At 72.9% G+C, this 16,516-nt stretch carries 15 protein-coding genes; 5 read left to right on the top strand and 10 right to left on the bottom strand.

The genetic code is table 11. The features are described 5' to 3' along the window. Positions 1–159: 159 nt before the first annotated feature. The 3 genes from recO to leuA form a co-directional block, all read right to left on the bottom strand. Complete coding sequence (gene recO, locus RLT57_RS07700) at positions 160–948, bottom strand: DNA repair protein RecO (protein ID WP_311296615.1); 789 nt, start codon at positions 946–948, stop codon at positions 160–162. Positions 949–1,111: 163 nt separating this feature from the next. After that, complete coding sequence (locus tag RLT57_RS07705) at positions 1,112–1,819, bottom strand: TerB family tellurite resistance protein (protein WP_311296616.1); 708 nt, start codon at positions 1,817–1,819, stop codon at positions 1,112–1,114. Between the two features lie 295 nt (positions 1,820–2,114). After that, on the bottom strand, positions 2,115–3,884 hold the full coding sequence (gene leuA, locus RLT57_RS07710) for a 2-isopropylmalate synthase (protein ID WP_311296617.1): 1,770 nt from the start codon (positions 3,882–3,884) through the stop codon (positions 2,115–2,117). Positions 3,885–4,190: 306 nt separating this feature from the next. Here leuA and RLT57_RS07715 point away from each other — a divergent pair, with 306 nt between their 5' ends. Further along, positions 4,191–5,306, top strand: a complete 1,116-nt coding sequence (locus tag RLT57_RS07715; protein WP_311296618.1) for a M4 family metallopeptidase — start codon at positions 4,191–4,193, stop codon at positions 5,304–5,306. Position 5,307: 1 nt separating this feature from the next. Then, entirely contained in the window at positions 5,308–5,571 is a 264-nt protein-coding gene (locus RLT57_RS07720; RefSeq protein WP_311296619.1) for a protealysin inhibitor emfourin, read from the top strand. Between the two features lie 100 nt (positions 5,572–5,671). Here the strand turns inward: RLT57_RS07720 and RLT57_RS07725 are convergent, their stop codons facing one another. Further along, the gene (locus RLT57_RS07725; protein ID WP_311296620.1) at positions 5,672–7,114 is read right to left on the bottom strand and encodes an MFS transporter; all 1,443 of its coding nucleotides are present in this window, start codon (positions 7,112–7,114) and stop codon (positions 5,672–5,674) included. 115 nt (positions 7,115–7,229) lie between these two features. On the opposite strand from RLT57_RS07725, the gene RLT57_RS07730 reads away from it, so the two are divergent. Beyond that, on the top strand, positions 7,230–8,273 hold the full coding sequence (locus RLT57_RS07730; RefSeq protein WP_311296621.1) for an Lrp/AsnC family transcriptional regulator: 1,044 nt from the start codon (positions 7,230–7,232) through the stop codon (positions 8,271–8,273). 162 nt (positions 8,274–8,435) lie between these two features. Here RLT57_RS07730 and era read toward each other — a convergent pair whose 3' ends face one another. From era to RLT57_RS07760, 6 genes are all read right to left on the bottom strand, one after another. Next, a complete protein-coding gene (era, locus tag RLT57_RS07735; protein WP_311300621.1) occupies positions 8,436–9,431 on the bottom strand; it encodes a GTPase Era in 996 nt (331 codons plus the stop codon). A 91-nt stretch (positions 9,432–9,522) separates the two neighbouring features. Next, positions 9,523–9,912 carry a cytidine deaminase gene (locus RLT57_RS07740; protein ID WP_311296622.1) on the bottom strand — a complete coding sequence of 130 codons (390 nt, stop codon included), beginning with the start codon at positions 9,910–9,912 and terminating at the stop codon, positions 9,523–9,525. A gap of 57 nt (positions 9,913–9,969) precedes the next feature. Further along, on the bottom strand, positions 9,970–11,295 hold the full coding sequence (locus RLT57_RS07745; protein ID WP_311296623.1) for a hemolysin family protein: 1,326 nt from the start codon (positions 11,293–11,295) through the stop codon (positions 9,970–9,972). A 20-nt stretch (positions 11,296–11,315) separates the two neighbouring features. Continuing rightward, positions 11,316–11,810 carry an rRNA maturation RNase YbeY gene (gene ybeY / locus RLT57_RS07750; protein WP_311296624.1) on the bottom strand — a complete coding sequence of 165 codons (495 nt, stop codon included), beginning with the start codon at positions 11,808–11,810 and terminating at the stop codon, positions 11,316–11,318. 14 nt (positions 11,811–11,824) lie between these two features. Next, a complete protein-coding gene (locus RLT57_RS07755; RefSeq protein ID WP_311296625.1) occupies positions 11,825–12,889 on the bottom strand; it encodes a PhoH family protein in 1,065 nt (354 codons plus the stop codon). Between the two features lie 160 nt (positions 12,890–13,049). Further along, positions 13,050–14,156 carry a carbohydrate kinase family protein gene (locus RLT57_RS07760; protein ID WP_311296626.1) on the bottom strand — a complete coding sequence of 369 codons (1,107 nt, stop codon included), beginning with the start codon at positions 14,154–14,156 and terminating at the stop codon, positions 13,050–13,052. A 59-nt stretch (positions 14,157–14,215) separates the two neighbouring features. On the opposite strand from RLT57_RS07760, the gene RLT57_RS07765 reads away from it, so the two are divergent. Then, positions 14,216–15,544, top strand: coding sequence for a 6-phospho-beta-glucosidase (locus RLT57_RS07765; protein WP_311296627.1), 1,329 nt, complete (start codon positions 14,216–14,218; stop codon positions 15,542–15,544). A gap of 140 nt (positions 15,545–15,684) precedes the next feature. After that, a complete protein-coding gene (locus RLT57_RS07770; protein WP_311296628.1) occupies positions 15,685–16,482 on the top strand; it encodes an HAD family acid phosphatase in 798 nt (265 codons plus the stop codon). Positions 16,483–16,516 lie beyond the last annotated feature (34 nt).

The raw sequence follows: 16,516 nt of genomic DNA on the forward strand, positions 1-16,516 counted from the left end.
GTACTTCTCCTGACGGCCGATCCTGACGGCTGAGGGGGGCGGCCTGCCCGGCCGCCCCTTCGCCGCATCTCCACATCCGTGCGTGTCCGCGTGTCCGCGTCTTCACGTGTCCTGCGTGTCCCGCGTGTCCCGCGTGTCCCGCGTGTTCACGGTCGCACGCTACTGCTCGGCGGCGTCGACACCGCCCAGGACCGCGTCCTGCCGCCTCTCGACGAACCGCAGCGACCGCAGGCCGCGCTCCAGGTGCCACTGGAGGTACGCCGCGACCAGTCCGCTGCCCTCCCGGCAGTGGCGCGGCTCGCAGGCGTCCGCGGTCTCCCAGTCGCCGCCCAGCAGCGCGCCGAGCAGTTCCAGTGACTCCCGAGAGGGTACGACGCTTCCGGGCACCCGGCAGTCACCGCAGACGACTCCTCCCGCGCCGACCGAGAAGAACCGGTTCGGCCCGGTCATACCGCATTTGGCGCAGTCGTCGAAGCTGGGCGCGTAGCCGTTGACGGCCAGCGAGCGCAGCAGGAACGCGTCCAGCACCAGGCGCGGCTCGTGGTCGCCGCCCGCGAGCGTGCGCAGCGCGCCGACCAGCAGCAGGTACTGCTGGACGGCCGGTTCGCCCTCGTGGTCGGTGAAGCGCTCCGCCGTCTCCAGCATCGCGGTGCCCGCGGTGTAGCGGTCGTAGTCGGTGACGATGGCGCCGCCGTACGGCGCGATGGTCTCGCCCTGCGTGCACAGCGGCAGCCCGCGGCCGACCAGTTCCCCGCCGCGGGCGAAGAACTGCACGTCGACATGGCTGAACGGTTCCAGCCGCGCGCCGAACTTGGACTTGGTCCGCCGCACCCCGCGGGCCACCGCCCGCACCCGGCCGTGCCGGCGGGTCAGCAGCGTGATGATCCGGTCCGCCTCGCCCAGCTTCTGGGTGCGCAGCACGATGCCGTCGTCGCGGAACAGGCTCATGCGCCCATTCTCGCGTACGGCGGGGCCCGGCCCGTACGGCAGCCCCGGATCGGCGCGGGCGGGGGCCTCGGCGGGGCGCGTAGCGGCCGGCGGGGGCCACCCGGGGCGGGAAAGGCCCGGGGCCGCGTCAGGCGCGTCCGGCGCGTCGGGAGAGGGGGCGCTGTCAGGAGGGGGTGGCCGCCGCGGCGGTCAGCAGGCGGTCGATGTCGTCGGTGTGCAGCGACAGACATCGGCCGACGGCCTCCAGCACCTCCCGCTCGGCCGGCAGGTACGGCCCGTCGGCCAGCGCGATGTGGGCGCCCTGGAGCAGTACCCGCTCGCGCCCCTGGGTGAGCAGGTGGTCGGCCAGCGGCTCCAGCGCCTCGTGCAGCTCGATGGACAGCCAGCCGCCGCAGCCGTCGACCGCTTCGGCGAAGGAGTCGGGGCCGAGTTCGTCGGAGCGGCGGAAGCGGCCCTCGTCGGCGACGATGGCGGCGAGCAGGCCGAGCAGCTGGTCCTCGGTGCAGTCGCTGTAGCCGGCCGCGCGGACCGCGCACACCGCGGCCTCCCGTGCGCCCCGGCCCGAGGCGCCGCCCGCGGTGAGCACGGCGAGCGCGATGGTGTGCACCGCGTCCCGCAGCATCGCCGCGAACCGGGTGGTGGTGGGCGTGAGCAGCACTTCGGCGCCGAACCGCCGGTGGCAGGCGGTGCACTCGATGACGGTGCCGGCCGAGCCGCGGGCGAGCAGCGGAACGTTCAGCACGGTCAGTTTGCGGGTGCCGGTTCTGCGGTGGTAGGCACGGTCCCCGCCGCAGTCGGGGCAGAAGAACTCACCGTCGTCCTCGGTGTGCCAAGCGGTACGCACACCCCAGATATACAGCCCCAGCTTCATCACGCTGCACCCTCCGGCCGTCTTCGTTCCGCTAGGCGACCCTGCCGGACCGAAGGCGCGCGAAGACGCTCCGGCAACGGTGCCGTACAGCCGTGATGTTAGCCACACCGACGAGGCCCAGTCAGTACCGCGTACGGGGGCAATTCACCTCGCCCCCGTACGCGGTCACCCCGCCGGGCGGCCGACCGTGCGGCAGAAACGACGAAATCCGGTCGTTCCCGTCACCTTCGCGGGACGCAGTGCCGCCGTACGCGGCACCGAGGACGTCCGCCGCCGACCGGTTCCGCGGGTGTGATCAGCGGCCGGCGCGGTTGACGGCGGAGACCACGGCCTGCAGCGAGGCCCGGGTGGTGTTGGGGTCGATGCCGATGCCCCACAGCACCCGGCCGTCGATCGCGCACTCGATGTACGAGGCCGCCTGCGCGCTGGCGCCCTCGCTCAGGGTGTGCTCGGTGTAGTCCAGCAGCCGGGCGTCGATGCCGGCGGAGGCCAGCGCGTCGAAGAACGCGGAGATCGGGCCGTTGCCGGTGCCGTGCAGCACCGCCTCGGCGCCGTCCAGCACCGCGTCGACGGTCAGCGCGTCGGTGCCGTCGTCGGAGCCGGACGTCCGGACGGAGCGCAGGGTGATCCGGCCCCAGGCGTTGTCCGGGGTGGGCAGGTACTCGTCGCGGAAGACCGACCAGATCTCCGCCGGGGTGATCTCGCCGCCCTCGGTGTCGGTCTTGGCCTGGATGATCCGGGAGAACTCGATCTGCATCCGGCGCGGCAGGTCCAGCTTGTGGTCGTTCTTCAGCACGTAGGCGACACCGCCCTTGCCGGACTGCGAGTTGACCCGGATCACCGCTTCGTAGGAGCGGCCGACGTCCTTGGGGTCGATGGGCAGGTACGGGACCGCCCACTCGATCTCGTCCACCGTCCGGCCCTGGGCGGCGGCGTCGGCCTCCATGGCCTCGAAGCCCTTCTTGATGGCGTCCTGGTGGGAGCCGGAGAAGGACGTGTAGACCAGGTCGCCCGCGTACGGGTGGCGCGGGTGGATCTCCATCTGGTTGCAGTACTCGGCGGTACGGCGGATCTCGTCGATCTGCGAGAAGTCGATCTGCGGGTCGACGCCCTGGCTGAAGAGGTTCATCCCCAGGGTGACCAGGTCGACGTTGCCGGTGCGCTCGCCCTGGCCGAACAGGCAGCCCTCGATCCGGTCGGCGCCGGCCATCAGCGCCAGTTCGGCGGCGGCCACCGCCGTACCGCGGTCGTTGTGCGGGTGCACGGACAGGCACACGTACCCGCGCCGGGACAGGTTGCGGGACATCCACTCGAACCGGTCGGCGTGCGTGGAGGGGGTCGACCGCTCGACGGTGGCGGGCAGGTTGAGGATGATCTCCCGGCCCTCCTCGGGCTGCCAGACGTCCATCACGCCCTCGCAGACCTCCAGCGCGAAGTCCAGCTCGGTGTCGGTGAAGATCTCCGGGCTGTACTGGTAGCCGAACACCGTCTCGTCGGACAGGATCTTGTCGGCGTACTCCATGACCAGCCGGGTGCCGTCCACCGCGATCTGCCTGACCTGCTCGCGGGTACCGCGGAAGACCACCCGGCGGAACACCGGGGCGGTCGCGTTGTACAGGTGGACGGTGGCCCGGCGGGCGCCGCGCAGCGACTCGACGGTCCGCTCGATCAGCTCCTCGCGGGCCTGCGTCAGGACGGAGATCGTCACGTCCTCGGGGATCGCGTCCTGCTCGATGATGGAGCGGACGAAGTCGAAGTCGGTCTGGCCGGAGGACGGGAAGCCGACCTCGATCTCCTTGTAACCCATCCGGACCAGCAGGTCGAACATCTCGCGCTTGCGGGCGGGCGACATCGGGTCGATCAGCGCCTGGTTGCCGTCGCGCAGGTCGGTGGACAGCCAGCGGGGGGCCCGGGTGACGCGGGCGTCCGGCCAGGTGCGGTCGGACAGGTCCACCTGCTCGTACCGGCCGTACTTGTGGATCGGCATGGCGGTGGGGCGCTGGGTGACGGTCGCGGCGGTGACGGGTGTGGCACGGCCGACACGGTGCTGGTGCTGGGTGCTCATGGGGGCTCTTGCTCCTCGGAGGTCCGCTCGGGGCGGCCGACGCGCTGGGAGAACGCCGAAACTCCGCGGGGAGGGGGTCGGCCTACGACTACAGGCCCTCGCCGCGGCAGCTAAGGAGGAGCAGCCCGAAACGCATGATGGGTCCGACCTTAGCCGAGGCCGGCCGGATCACGAAGTCGGCGCCGACGCCCTCTCACTATGCAAGATGATCGGCTCTGTCCAGAATAATCTGCTAGATTCCTCCCTTTTCATGAACCACCATCCGAATCAGTGACAAGCAGGGATGAGAGCTGCCACATTGCCCGTATGGGAGTCTTCTGCACGATCGTTCCGCCGCATGTACTCGACCATCTCGCCAGAAACGGGGCCGGCACCGCCCGCCGGACCCTGGAACACGACGCCCGGGAGCGGACCCGGCGCCGGCTGACGACGGCGCTCGGGACCTCGGCGGCCGGCACACCCGGATCCGGGCAGCTCGCCAAAGTCGCGCCCGGGGACCTGCTCGACCACCCCGCCCGCAGCCTCTTCGACGCCCGCCACCGGGACGACCTGCCCGGCCACGAGACGCGGACGGAGGGCGCGAAGCCGTCGTCGGACGCGAGCGTGAACCGGGCCTACGACGGCCTCGGCGCCACCTTCGACACCTACCTGTCGGCGTACGGCCGGCACTCCATCGACGGGCAGGGCCTGCCGCTGACCGCGAGCGTGCACTACCTCCACGGCTACAACAACGCCTTCTGGAACGGTGACCAGATGGTGTTCGGCGACGGGGACGGCGAGGTCTTCCTCGACTTCACCCTCCCGCTCGACGTCATCGGCCACGAACTCACCCACGGCGTCACCCAGTACAGCGCCAACCTGCACTACACCGGCCAGTCCGGCGCCCTCAACGAGTCGGTCTCGGACGTCTTCGGCAGCCTCATCAAGCAGTACGCCCTGGGCCAGAGCGCCCACCAGGCCGACTGGCTGATCGGCTCCGGGCTGCTGGCCCCCGGCGTATCGGGCCAGGGACTGCGCTCCATGAAGGCCCCCGGCACGGCCTACGACGACCCGCGCCTCGGCAAGGACCCGCAGCCGGCCGCCATGTCCGGCTACGTGACCACCGACGACGACAACGGCGGAGTGCACATCAACTCCGGCATCCCCAACCACGCCTTCTACCTGGTCGCGACGGCCCTCGGCGGCAACGCCTGGATCCAGGCGGGCCAGATCTGGTACGACACGCTCACCGGCGGCCACCTCCCCGCGAACGCGGACTTCGCCACCTTCGCCGCGGCCACCGCCGCCGCCGCCCTGGCCCGCTACGGTGATGCCGCCGCGCCCTATCACGCGGTCCTGGACGCCTGGTCCACCGTCGGCGTCACCCCCGCCGCCGCCCCGACTCTTCCCCACCAGCAGCCGGGGCACTCCCAAAAGGTCTGATATGCATATAATGGTGACCCGTACCGGCGGTTTCGCCGGCATCCGCCGTCACGCGGAGATCGACAGCGCCACCCATCCCAACGGCGCCCACCTCGCCACACTGGCGAAGTCCGCCCTGGCCACCCCGCCGTCCGCCCACCCCCACGTCCCGGACGGCTTCACTTACACCATCACCGTCAACTCGCACACCGTGACCTGCTCCGACCCGCACCTCACCCCCGCGCAGCGCGAACTCGTCCGCGCGGTCCTGGGCGAGGGCGCGTAGCCTCCCGCGCCATGCCGCCGCCCGCCGCCCGCCGCCCGCCGTGGAGAACGGGCGGCGGGAGGCGCGGGAGTGCGCGGGAAAGCGCCGGCCGGGCGCACGGTCAGTGGGCGACCGACTGTTCTGGGGCGGGGGCCGGCGCGGACGGGGTGGGGGGCTCCGCGACCGCGGGCCGGCGGCTGGTGAGGAAGACGAGGGCGGCACCCAGGGCCGCGGCGAGAGCGGCGAGCAGGGAGATGCGGTCGACACCCGCGGCGTACGCGGCGTGCTGGGATCCGCCGTGGGTGGAGACGGCGCGCAGCCGGGCGGTGAAGACGGCGCCGAACAGGGCGATGCCGAGCGTCATGCCGAGCTGGCGGAAGGTGTTGACCGCGGCGCCCGCCATGCCCGCCTGGTGCGGCGGGACCGCGTCGATGGCGGCGGAGACCAGCACGGGGGTGGTCAGGCCGACACCGACACCGATGACGGCCAGACCGGCGAACAGCGACGACTGGCCGGAGCCGGAGTCAACGGTGGCCCACAGCAGCAGTGAGCCGGCGGCGATCAGCAGCAGGCCGCCGCCGATGGGCACCCGGGGGGCGAAGCGGTGGGTGTGGCGCCCGGCGAGGGCGGCCACCACGAAGGCGGTACCCGCCAGCGGCATGAGGGCGAGGCCGCCGCGGACCGGGCTGAGGCCGAGTACGTTCTGCAGCCACAGGGAGATGAAGACCAGCCCGCTGAAGGCCGCCAGCTGGTAGATCAGCGCGCCGGTGAGCAGCCCCGCGAAGGAGGGCCGGCGCAGCAGCGCCAGGTCCAGCATGGGGTGCGCGCCGCGCCGCTCCACCGCGACGAAGCCCAGCACGGCCAGGGCGGAGACCACGAACGCGGCGACCGTGAGAGCGTCGCCCCAGCCGTGCTCGCCGCCCCGGATCAGGGCGTAGGTGAGGGCCGCGGCGGCGAGCGTGAAGGTGGCGGCGCCGGGCAGGTCCAGCCGGGCGCCGGTGCTGCCGGCGGGGGCGCCCGCCGGCAGCACCTTCAGCGTCAGCACCACCGCGACCACCGCGATCGGAAGGTTCACCAGGAAGATCGCCTGCCAGCCGAACCCCTCGGTGAGCAGCCCGCCCGCGATCGGGCCGAGCGCGGCGGCGGCGCCGTTGACCGCGCCCCAGACGCCGAAGGCCACCCCGCGGTCCCGGCCCTGGTATGTGGCGGACACCAGCGCCGCCGACGTGGCGAACATCGCCGCGCCGCCCACCCCCTGCACCGCCCGCGCGGTGATCAGCGCCGCCGCGTTCGGCGACAGCGCGCACGCCAGTGAGGCGAGCGCGAAGACGGTCAGGCCCAGAGCGTAGAGCCGCCGGTGTCCGAAGAGGTCGGCGAGCGAGCCGGTGACCATCAGCAGGGCGGCCAGCGCCAGGGCGTAGATGTCGATCACCCACTGGAGGGAGGCGAAGGACGCGTGCAGGTCGTCGGCCATCCGCGGCAGGGCGACGTTCACGATGGTGACGTCGACCAGCAGGATGAAGGCGCCCAGGGATATCGCCAACAGGGGCAGCCACTTACGCATGAGGGACTCCGTTCCGGTACGGGGGATGTGGCGTCTCCACGATCCGGTACGGACCCGGGCTCCCACAGCAGCGGCCACTCTCGCGGGTGAATCCGACATCCTCTAGCCTGGACGGATGGAATCCGACACCGCATGGATCCCGCTGACCGAATTCGACGCACTGGACCAGCGCATCGTCCAGGCGCTCCAGATCGACGGCCGGGCGCCGTTCAGCCGGATCGCCGAGGTGCTGGGCGTCTCCGACCAGACGGTCGCCCGCCGCTACGGACGGCTGCGGTCGGCGGGGGCGGTGCGGGTGCTGGGACTGGCGGACGCGCTGCGGACCGGGCTGACCCCGTGGCTGGTCCGGGTGCGGTGCACGCCGGACGCGGCGGCGTCGGTGAGCGAGGCGCTGGCCCGGCGTACCGACACCCGCTGGGTGAGCCTGACCTCCGGCGGCACCGAGATCTTCTGCTTCACCCAGGCCGCCGCGCCCGGTCAGGACGAGGCGCTGCTGCTGCAGAAGCTGCCGCGGACCCCTCGGGTGGTGCAGGTGACCGCGCACGCCATGCTGCATGTCTTCTTCGGCCAGGATCTGAGCCCGGTGAGCCGGCTGGGCCCGCTCAGCCCGGCCGAGATCGCGGCGCTGACCCCCGAGGACGCGCCCAGACGGCGCGCCGTGGAGGCGACCGAGCCCTTCCCGCTGGGCCCCGCCGACCGGCGGCTGCTGGAGGTGCTGGCCGTCGACGGCCGGACCCCGGCGGCGGAACTGGCCACCGTGGTCGGCTGGTCGCAGACGACGGTGCGGCGCCGACTGTCCGAACTCCGCTCGTCCGGGGCGCTCTACTACGACCTGGACTTCGAAGAGGGGTCGCTGCGGTGGGAGTTCCGGGCGGCCCTGTGGCTGGAGGTGGAGCCGGCCCGGCTCGCCGAGGTGGGCGCGGCACTCGCCGAACACCGCGAGGTCGCCTTCGCCTGCGCGACCAGCGGCACGGCCAACGTCTTCGCGGCCGTCAACTGCCGCGGCCCCGGCGCCTTCTACCGCTACCTCACCGGCCCGGTCGCCGCGCTGCCCGGCATCCGCCGCACCGAGACCGCCCCGATCCAGCGACTGCTCAAGGGCCCGAGCCCCTACCTGCCCGCCCCCCACCGCACTCCGTCACCCGGCGCCCGCGCCTGACCCCGGCCCCGTGGGCCTCCCGGGGGCTGCCGCCCCCGGCCGACCCCGGGCCCCCGCGCCGCGCCCGCCCTCCGGCCGACCCGGACACGGGCCGCCGCGGACCCCCGACCGCCGGGCCGCTTCGCGGCCCGCCCCGGTCGGACCAGCCGCGGACCGGCCCGGTCAAAAGCCCAGCTTCCGCAGCTGCTTGGGGTCCCGCTGCCAGTCCTTGGCCACCTTCACGTGCAGGTCGAGAAAGACCGGCGTCCCCAGCAGCGCCTCGATCTGCTGCCGCGACTTCGTGCCGACCTCCTTCAGGCGGGCGCCCTTGGGGCCGATGACGATCCCCTTCTGGCTGGGCCGCTCGATGTAGAGGTTGGCGTGGATGTCGAGCAGCGGCCGGTCGGCGGGACGGCCCTCGCGGGGGATCATCTCCTCCACCACCACCGCGATGGAGTGCGGGAGTTCGTCGCGGACCCCTTCCAGCGCGGCCTCCCGGATCAGCTCGCCCACCATCACCTGCTCCGGCTCGTCGGTGAGGTCGCCCTCGGCGTAGAGCTGGGGGCCCGCGGGGAGCAGCGGGACGAGGAGGTCGGCCAGCAGGGACACCTGGTCGCCGCTGACCGCGGAGACCGGCACGATCTCCGCCCACTCGAAGTCCAGCTCGCGGCCGAGCCGGTCGACCGCGATGAGCTGCGCGGCGAGCTGCTTGCCGTCGACCAGGTCGGTCTTGGTGACGATCGCCACCTTGGGGGTCTTCCTGATGCCGGCCAGCTCCCGCGCGATGTAGGTGTCGCCGGGGCCGAGCTTCTGGTCGGCGGGCAGGCAGAAGCCGATCACGTCGACCTCGGCCCAGGTGGTGCGCACCACGTCGTTGAGCCGCTCGCCCAGCAGGGTGCGGGGTTTGTGCAGGCCGGGGGTGTCCACCAGGATCAGCTGGGCGTCGGGCCGGTGGACGATGCCGCGCACGCTGTGCCGGGTGGTCTGCGGCCGGTTGGAGGTGATCGCCACCTTCTGGCCGACCAGAGCGTTCGTGAGGGTGGACTTGCCGGCGTTGGGGCGACCGACGAAGCAGGCGAAGCCGGACCGGTGCGGCAGGCCGCCGGCCGCGGCGTCCGGATGTCCGGCCGATGCGGAGGAAGAGGAGGAGGACGGGGTACGAGCGCTCATGCCCCCTATTCTCCCTGACGCGGAGGGACCGTGCGGACGCCCGGCCCTCCCCCTGTGGACAACCCCGCCCCGGGGAACTCCGCGCTCCGCGCCGAAGACCCTACGCCCCCGCCGCCACCGTGCCCCGTACCTCGCCGTCCGGGCCCGCCAGGATCACCGGGGTGTCCGGGCCGCCCAGGTCCCGTACCGCCGCCAGGTCCCGGGCCGCCGGGCGCTGCGCGGCGGCGCCGGTGACCACCGCCGCCGCCTCCAGGGACGTCGCGCCGCTGGCCACCGCCATGGCCACGGCGGTCTGCAGCGCGGTCAGGGTGAGGGACGCCAGCGCCACCGAGCCGGCCACGTAGGTGCGGCCGGTCCCGTCGCGTACGGCGGCGCCCTCCGGCACCCCGTTGCGGGCGCGGGCCGACCTGGCCAGCGTGATGAGCTTGCGGTCTTCGGGGTCGAGGGCGGGTACGGCCCGCGGCTGGGGTTCGCTCATGGCCGCGATCATAGGGCCGGGCGCCCGGGGCGAGGCCCGCGGCCGGCCCCGCGGGCGGGCCCGCGCCCGCTACTCCCGCAGCGCCCCCGCAGCCTCCGCCTCGGCCGCCTCCTCCTCAGCGGTCAGCGGCTCCACCAGCACCGTACCGATGCGGTTGCGCCGCCCGGCCTGGGTCTCCGCGGTCAGCCGCAGCGCGGCGACCGACCGCTCCCCCGAGCCGTCCTCCGGCAGCGGCACCACCACGGTCGCGCCCGGGATCGGCACCCGGCCCAGCGACTTGGCCAGCAGGCCGCCGACCGTCTCCACGTCGTCGTCGTCGAGCGGCACCCCGTACAGCTCCCCGAGGTCGCCGATGTCGAGCCGGGCGGTCACCCGGTAGCGGTCGCCGCCCAGTTCCTCGACCGGCGCGGTCTCCCGGTCGTACTCGTCGGTGATCTCGCCGACGATCTCCTCCAGGATGTCCTCGATGGTGACGATCCCGGCGGTGCCGCCGTACTCGTCGACGACGACCGCGACGTGGTTGCGCTCCCGCTGCATCTCCCGCAGCAGGTCGCCCGCGTTCTTGGTGTCCGGGACGAAGGCCGCCGGCCGGATCAGCGACGAGACGGGGTCGTTGTCCGCGTCGCGGTTGATGTGCACCCGGCGGGCTAGGTCCTTGAGGTAGACGAAGCCGACCACGTCGTCCTCGCTCTCGCCGGTCACCGGGATCCGCGAGAAGCCGCTGCGCAGCGCCAGCGTCATCGCCTGGTGGACCGTCTTGAACCGCTCGATCATCACCAGGTCGGTGCGCGGCACCATCACCTCGCGGACGATGGTGTCGCCGAGTTCGAAGACCGAGTGCACCATCCGGCGCTCGTCGTCCTCGATCAGCGACTCCGACTCGGCGAGGTCCACCAGCGCCCGCAGCTCCGCCTCACTGGCGAACGGGCCGCGTTTGAAGCCCTTGCCGGGCGTCAGGGCGTTGCCGAGCAGGATCAGCAGCCCGGGGACCGGGCCCATCACCCTGGCCAGCGGCAGCAGCACGTACGAGGCCGCGGTCGCGGTGTTCAGCGGGTGCTGGCGGCCGATGGTGCGCGGCGAGACGCCCACCGCCACGTACGACACCAGCACCATCACGCCGATCGCCACACACAGCACCTGCCAGGTGCGGTCGAAGTGCCGGTCGCAGACGACGGTGATCAGCGCCGCGGCGGCGGTCTCGCAGGCGACCCTGACCAGCAGCGCCACGTTGAGGTAGCGGGTCGGGTCGGAGGCGACGGCGAGCAGGTTGGCGGCGCCGCGGCGGCCGGAGCGCAGCGCGTCCTCGGCGCGGAACCGGGAGATACGGGCCAGGCCGGTCTCCGCGCAGGCGGCGAGCCAGGCGACGATGACCAGCAGGACGGCAAAGACGACCATGGGACCGGGGGCCGTCGCCGTCAGTGGGTGGTCGGGGCGGGTGACTCGCCCTCGATGCCGCGCTCGGCACGCCAGTCGTCCAGGATCGCCTTCTGCAGGCCGAACATCTCGGCCTTCTCGTCGGCCTCGCCGTGGTCGTAGCCGAGCAGGTGAAGGACGCCGTGGACGGTGAGCAGCTGCAGCTCCTCGTCCATGGAGTGCTTGGTCGGCGCCTCCTCCCCCTGCTGCTTGGCCACCTCGGGACACAGCACGATGTCGCCGAGCAGGCCCTGCGCGGGCTCCTCGTCCTCCTTGCCGGGACGCAGTTCGTCCATCGGGAAGGACATGACGTCGGTGGGGCCGGGCAGGTCCATCCACTGCAGATGGAGCTGCTCCATGGCGGCGGCGTCCACGGCGATCACCGACAGTTCGGAGAGCGGGTGGATGCGCATGCGCTGGAGGGCGTAGCGGGCGGCGTCGAGGACCGCCTGCTCGTCGATCTCCCAGCCGGACTCGTTGTTGACGTCGATCGCCATGATGGTGGGGTCGGTTACTTTCTCTTGGGCTTCGAGCCGTTGCCGCCCGCGCTCTGGTCGGCCTGGGCGTTGTCGTACGCCTCGTAGGCGTCCACGATGCGCCCGACCAGCTTATGGCGAACCACGTCGGTGCTGGTGAGCCGGGCGAAGTGGACGTCCTCGACATCGGCCAGGATGTCCTGCACCTGCCGCAGCCCGCTCTTGGTGCCGGTGGGCAGGTCGACCTGGGTGACGTCGCCGGTGATGACGATCTTGGACTCGAAGCCGAGCCGGGTCAGGAACATCTTCATCTGCTCGGCGCTGGTGTTTTGCGCCTCGTCGAGGATGATGAAGGCGTCGTTCAGCGTCCGGCCGCGCATGTACGCCAGCGGGGCGACCTCGATGGTGCCGGCCGCCATCAGCCGGGGGATCGAGTCCGGGTCCAGCATGTCGTGCAGGGCGTCGTACAGCGGGCGCAGGTACGGGTCGATCTTCTCGTAGAGCGTGCCCGGCAGGAAGCCCAGCCGCTCGCCCGCCTCGACCGCCGGGCGGGTCAGGATGATCCGGCTGACCTGCTTGGCCTGGAGCGCCTGGACCGCCTTGGCCATCGCCAGGTAGGTCTTGCCGGTGCCGGCCGGACCGATGCCGAAGACGATGGTGTGCTTGTCGATCGCGTCGACGTACCGCTTCTGGTTCACCGTCTTGGGCCGGATGGTGCGGCCCCGGCTGGAGACGATGTTCTGGGTGAGCACCTGCGCCGGGGTCTCCGCGGCGCCTCCCGGGCCCGCGGCGCCGCCCGCCCGCAGCATGGCGATGGAGCGTTCCACGGCGTCCTCCGACAGGGGCTGGCCGGTGCGGAGCACCAGCATCATCTCGTCGAAGAGCCGCTGGACGAGGGCGACGTCGGCGGCGTCGCCGACCGCGCTGATCTCGTTGCCGCGGACGTGGATGTCGACCGCCGGGAACGCCCGCTCGATCACACGCAGGAGAGCGTCCCCTGAACCCAGGACGGTCACCATGGGGTGCTTGGCCGGTACGACGAAGTGGGCGCGCGCCTGCTGGGGCGGCTGCGGCTGCTGCTTGGTCGGTGTCTGAGTCATGGGCCGGCGCTAGGGCCTGCTCATCCCGCTTTCTGCTGGTCTCTGCCGATCGTGGATCCCGGAAGACCCCGGGGCTTCTAGGGTACGACGTACGGTCCGGCCCGGCCGAGGGGTTTGGACCGTACGCGTGGACCCGCCGCGCCCGCGGGGTGCTCCCGGGTCAGGCGGGGCGGAAGCCGATGGTGGGCACGGCCCGGCGCAGCGGCCAGGGGCGGGTGCCGGCCGGCAGGAGCGCTTCGAGGAAGCCGTAGCGGTACAGCGCCTCGCGGGTGCCGATGGTCTCGCCCGCGTACGCCCTGACCTGCTGCCACCAGCCGGCGATCTCGATCCACCCGGGGGCGGACAGCGAGCCGCCGAACTCCTGGACCGACAGCGCCGCGCACAGGGAGGCGAAGGCGAGCCGGTCGGCGAGCGGCCAGCCGGCGAGGGTGCCGGTGACGAAGCCGGCCACGAAGACGTCGCCGGCGCCGGTCGGGTCCAGCGCCTCGACCAGCAGCGCGGGCACCTCCGCGGTCTCGCCGCTGGCCGAGTCCACCGCGTAGGCGCCCTCCGCGCCGAGGGTGACGACCGCCAGCGGGACCTGTTCCGCGAGCCTGCGGGCGGCTTCCCTGGGGTCGGCGGAACGGGTGTAGCGCATGGCCTCCTCGGCGTTCGGCAGGAAGGCCGCGCAGTGCCGCAGCCCGTCGAGGTCGGCCGGGTCCCAGCGGCCGGTGTCGTCCCACCCGACGTCGGCGAAGACCTGCGTGCCGGACGCGGCGGCCTCGGCGATCCAGTCGCGGTCGCCGCGCTCGGCCGCCAGCCGGCCGAACGAGGCGACCGCGGCCCTGGCCGGCGGCGGGCAGGTCGGCACCGCCTCCTCCGGCGGCGGCGCCTGGTGGCCGTGGCTGACCATGGTGCGCTCGCCCTCGTACGCCATGGACACGGTGACCGGTGAGTGCCAGCCGGGGATCCGGCGGGAGGGGGTGAGGTCGATGCCCTCGCCGCTTTCCAGGCAGTCCCAGCAGTAGTCGCCGTACATGTCGTCGCCGAAGGCCGCGGCGAGCGTCGTGCGCAGGCCGAGCCGGGCCAGGGCGGTGGCCATGTTGGCGATGCCGCCGGGGCTGGAGCCCATGCCGCGGGCCCACGACTCGGTGCCGCGCACGGGCGCGCTGTCCAGGCCGGTGAAGATGATGTCGAGGAACACGGTGCCGGTCAGGTACACGTCGGCCGCCGGGTCCCCCGGCACGCGCAGCGCGCCGAGCGGGTCGAGAACGGGCTGGTCGTCCATGCCTCACACTGTGCACGACGGCACCGACAGTGCCCAGCGAACGCGGAGGCGGAGTCCGGATGAAGCTGACGATCCTGGGCGGCGGCGGTTTCCGCGTCCCCCTCGTCTACCGGGCGCTGCTCGGCGACCCGACGGTGCGCGAGGTGGTCCTCTTCGACCCGGACCCGCGCCGGCTGCGGGTGGTGGGGGCGGTGCTGGACACCCTGCGGACCGGCCCGGCGGGCCGGGCTGCGGCCGGGCCCGCGCCCGCCGTGCGGCTCACCGCGGACCTGGACGACGCCCTGCGCGGCGCGCACTTCGTGTTCTCGGCGGTCCGGGTGGGCGGCACGGCCGGACGGGTGCGGGACGAGCGGCTGCCGCTGGCGGAGGGCGTGCTGGGGCAGGAGACGGTGGGGGCGGGCGGGGTGCTCTACGGGCTGCGTACGCTGCCGGTCGCTGTCGCGGTGGCCCGGCGGATCAAGGCGGTGGCGCCGGAGGCGTGGGTGATCAACTTCACCAACCCGGCGGGCATGGTCACCGAGGCGATGTCGCGGGTGCTGGGCCCGCGGGTGATCGGCATCTGCGACTCCCCGGTGGGCCTGGTGCGGCGGGCGGCACGGGCGGCGGGCGCCGACCCGGACGCGGCGGACTTCGGCTACGACTACGTGGGTCTGAACCACCTGGGGTGGCTGCGGCGGCTGACCGTCGGCGGCCGGGACCTGCTGCCCGGCCTGCTCGCGGACCCGGTGGCGCTGGCCGGCTTCGAGGAGGGGCGGCTGTTCGGCCCGCACTGGCCGGCCGCGCTCGGCTCGCTGCCCAACGAGTACCTGCACTACTACTACTTCCGGCGGGAGGCCCTGGCCGCCGTCCGGGCGGCTCCGGCGACCCGCGGGGAGTTCCTGGACCGGCAGCAGTCGGCGTTCTTCGCGGCGGCCGACGCGGCGCCGGCGGACGCGTACCGGCTGTGGGAGGAGACCCGGCGGGAGCGTGAGGAGACGTACATGGCCGAGAACCGCGCGGCCGGCGGGGGCTGGGAGCGCGATCCGCAGGACCTGGACGGCGGCGGCTACGACCGGGTGGCGCTGGCGCTGATGCGGGCCGTCGCCCGCGACGAGCGGACGGTGCTCATCCTCAACGTACCGGGCGGCGGCGCGGTTCCCCTCCTCGATCCTTCGGCAGTGGTCGAAGTGCCGTGCGAGGTCGGCGCGTTCGGGGCCCGGCCGCTGCCGGTGGCGCCGCCGGACGAGCACCAGGCGGGCCTGATGCTGGCCGTCAAGGCGGTGGAGCGGGCGGCGATCGAGGCGGCGGCGACGGGTTCGCGGACGGCCGCGCTGCGCGCCCTGGCACTGCATCCGCTGGTGGACTCCGCGGCGGTCGCGGACCGGATCCTGACCGCCGCCGGCTGGTGAACGACTCCTGAAGTGGGGCTTAACACAAGGGAAACGCCGCCCGACGGCCGTCCCGCCACCACGCGCGTAGATGTTCCTTGACCTGCTCGGATGCCGGGGTCTAGATTCCGCCGCACCAACGAGCTCGAAGGAGCACCGCCATGCCCCGTGCCCGCCTGTCCGCCCGCCGCGCCCTGGCCGTGACCGCAGCCGCGATCACCCTGGGCGCCACCTTCTACGGGGTCGGCGCCGCCGGCGCGGACAGCTCCGTGCCGCGCAGCGACAAACAGATCCCCAACCTCACCGACGTCGTCAACGAGATCAAGGCGTACTACGGCGACACGGTGGACGCCACCGGCGAACACCAGGCGTCGCCCACCGGCAACTACGCCCGGCAGGTGGCCGGCATCGAGGCCAAGGCCACGTCCTACCTCGCGCACGCCGGCAAGGACTCCGGCCACGGGAAGCACGCCAAGAAGCCCGCGATCGTCCTCGACGTGGACGACACCAGCCTGCTCACCTACAACTACGAGCTGGAGGTGGGCTTCAACTACACCCCGGCCAGCAACAGCGCCTACCTGGACACCAAGAACATGCCGCCGGTCTTCGGCGTCGACACCCTCACCAACTGGGCGTCCGCGCACGGCTACACGGTCTTCTGGATCACCGGCCGCCCCGAGGCCCAGCGGGCCGACACCGTACGCAACCTGTCGGCCGTCGGCTACCGAGCCGTGGCCGACCCGGCCCACCTCTACCTGAAGAACTCCGCCGCGCCGCCCGCGTACCTGCCCTGCGGCGCGACCTGCACGACCGTGGAGTACAAGTCGGGCACCCGGGCGCACATCGAGTCCCTCGGGTACGACATCGTCGCCAACTTCGGCGACCAGTACAGCGACCTGTCCGGCGGTCACGCCGACAAGTCCTTCAAGCTGCCCAACCCGATGTACTACCTGCCCTGACGTCCGCGGCGGCGGTGGCGGGCCCGTGCGGGCC

This window comes from Streptomyces sp. ITFR-21 (genome assembly GCF_031844685.1).
GTDB lineage: Bacteria > Actinomycetota > Actinomycetes > Streptomycetales > Streptomycetaceae > Actinacidiphila.

What these genes read in the sequence shown, in the direction of transcription:
- recO (WP_311296615.1), bottom strand. Translation starts at nt 948, where the DNA reads ATGAGCCTGTTCCGCGACGACGGCATCGTGCTGCGCACCCAGAAGCTG.
- RLT57_RS07705 (WP_311296616.1), bottom strand. Translation starts at nt 1,819, where the DNA reads ATGAAGCTGGGGCTGTATATCTGGGGTGTGCGTACCGCTTGGCACACC.
- leuA (WP_311296617.1), bottom strand. Translation starts at nt 3,884, where the DNA reads ATGAGCACCCAGCACCAGCACCGTGTCGGCCGTGCCACACCCGTCACC.
- RLT57_RS07715 (WP_311296618.1), top strand. Translation starts at nt 4,191, where the DNA reads ATGGGAGTCTTCTGCACGATCGTTCCGCCGCATGTACTCGACCATCTC.
- RLT57_RS07720 (WP_311296619.1), top strand. Translation starts at nt 5,308, where the DNA reads ATGCATATAATGGTGACCCGTACCGGCGGTTTCGCCGGCATCCGCCGT.
- RLT57_RS07725 (WP_311296620.1), bottom strand. Translation starts at nt 7,114, where the DNA reads ATGCGTAAGTGGCTGCCCCTGTTGGCGATATCCCTGGGCGCCTTCATC.
- RLT57_RS07730 (WP_311296621.1), top strand. Translation starts at nt 7,230, where the DNA reads ATGGAATCCGACACCGCATGGATCCCGCTGACCGAATTCGACGCACTG.
- RLT57_RS07740 (WP_311296622.1), bottom strand. Translation starts at nt 9,912, where the DNA reads ATGATCGCGGCCATGAGCGAACCCCAGCCGCGGGCCGTACCCGCCCTC.
- RLT57_RS07745 (WP_311296623.1), bottom strand. Translation starts at nt 11,295, where the DNA reads ATGGTCGTCTTTGCCGTCCTGCTGGTCATCGTCGCCTGGCTCGCCGCC.
- ybeY (WP_311296624.1), bottom strand. Translation starts at nt 11,810, where the DNA reads ATGGCGATCGACGTCAACAACGAGTCCGGCTGGGAGATCGACGAGCAG.
- RLT57_RS07755 (WP_311296625.1), bottom strand. Translation starts at nt 12,889, where the DNA reads ATGACTCAGACACCGACCAAGCAGCAGCCGCAGCCGCCCCAGCAGGCG.
- RLT57_RS07760 (WP_311296626.1), bottom strand. Translation starts at nt 14,156, where the DNA reads ATGGACGACCAGCCCGTTCTCGACCCGCTCGGCGCGCTGCGCGTGCCG.
- RLT57_RS07765 (WP_311296627.1), top strand. Translation starts at nt 14,216, where the DNA reads ATGAAGCTGACGATCCTGGGCGGCGGCGGTTTCCGCGTCCCCCTCGTC.
- RLT57_RS07770 (WP_311296628.1), top strand. Translation starts at nt 15,685, where the DNA reads ATGCCCCGTGCCCGCCTGTCCGCCCGCCGCGCCCTGGCCGTGACCGCA.